The organism is Sinomonas sp. (assembly GCF_036848755.1).
Classification (GTDB): Bacteria; Actinomycetota; Actinomycetes; order Actinomycetales; family Micrococcaceae; genus Sinomonas.
Genome location: NZ_DAIUJO010000198.1, coordinates 2,287 through 3,510 on the forward strand (window position 1 = coordinate 2,287; position 1,224 = coordinate 3,510).

The 1,224-nt window shown below is 69.9% G+C and carries 1 protein-coding gene; it reads left to right on the forward strand.

Features of this window, described 5'->3' with window-relative positions:
• Positions 1-34 precede the first annotated feature (34 nt).
• Positions 35-1,207 carry a Gfo/Idh/MocA family protein gene (locus V7053_RS18320; protein WP_334173691.1) on the forward strand — a complete coding sequence of 391 codons (1,173 nt, stop codon included), beginning with the start codon at positions 35-37 and terminating at the stop codon, positions 1,205-1,207.
• Positions 1,208-1,224 lie beyond the last annotated feature (17 nt).

The window sequence follows — 1,224 nt, forward strand, 5'->3', positions numbered from 1 at the left end:
GCACCACCAGCCGCACCCGTTAGGAGAGGCCAACATGAGAGATCTTCCCCATTCGCTGATCCCGCTGAAGAACTCCGGCCCGGCAAGCCCCTACCCCCCTCGGCTCGGGGTCGTCGTCGTCGGCGCTGGATATTGGGGTCCCAATCTGGCCCGCAACTTCCAGCGATCCGAGGAGTGGGACCTCCGGGCCATCTGCGATCTGGACGTCGAACGCGCGGAGGGCCTCGCCCGGCAGCACGGCGTGGCATCGTTCGGCTCGCTGGACGAAGCTCTCGACACCCTGGATTTCGAGGCCGTCGCCATCGCGACGCCGGCGCGGACCCACCACGGGGTCGCCCTCACGGCGCTCGGGGCAGGCAAGCACGTGCTCGTGGAGAAGCCGCTCGCCGACCATTGGGACAAAGGCGCCGCGATGGTCGCCACCGCCGAGGAAAACGGCCTCATCCTCATGGCGGACCACACCTACTGCTACACCCCGGCCGTGCAGAAGATGCGCGAACTGCTCCTCGAGGACGAGCTCGGCGACATCCTCTACATCGACTCGGTCCGGATCAACCTCGGCCTCATCCAGCCCGACGTCGACGTCTTCTGGGACCTCGCGCCGCACGACCTCTCGATCCTCGACTACATCCTTCCGGGCGGCCTCGCCCCGGATACCGTTTCCGCACACGGCGCGGACCCGCTCGGAACTGGGCGCGACTGCGTCGGTCACCTCTCGTTCGACCTCCCCTTCGGGGCCATGGCCCACATCCACGTCAATTGGCTCAGCCCCACCAAGATCCGGCAGATGGTCATCGGCGGTACTCGCCGCACCCTCGTGTGGGACGACCTGAACCCGCAGCAGCGCCTGAGCGTCTACGACCGCGGGGTGCAGCTCCCGCACCGCAGCCCGCGCGCCGGGGCCGAGCGGCGCGAAGCGGCCGTCTCCTACCGGCTCGGCGACACCTGGTCACCGGCGCTCCCGGAGCGCGAGGCCCTCGGCCAGATGGTCGCAGAATTCGCCTCGTCGATCCGCGGGGAGCGTCCCGCAGCGACGAGCGGGGCAGCAGCCCTCCGCGTGCTCGGCGTGCTCGAGGCCACGAGCCGGAGCCTTCAGTCGGGGGGCGCGCAGGCCGCGGTCAATCCCGCGGACGGGCTCGGGCTCGAGGAGCAGTTTGGGGCAGGGCTCATGGACCGGGGCGTGTTGAGGCAGGAGGCGGAGGCGTGAGTGTTCTGGCGGGTGCG

Coding starts and splice junctions, on each gene's coding strand:
- V7053_RS18320 (WP_334173691.1), top strand. CDS start 35: ATGAGAGATCTTCCCCATTCGCTGATCCCGCTGAAGAACTCCGGCCCG.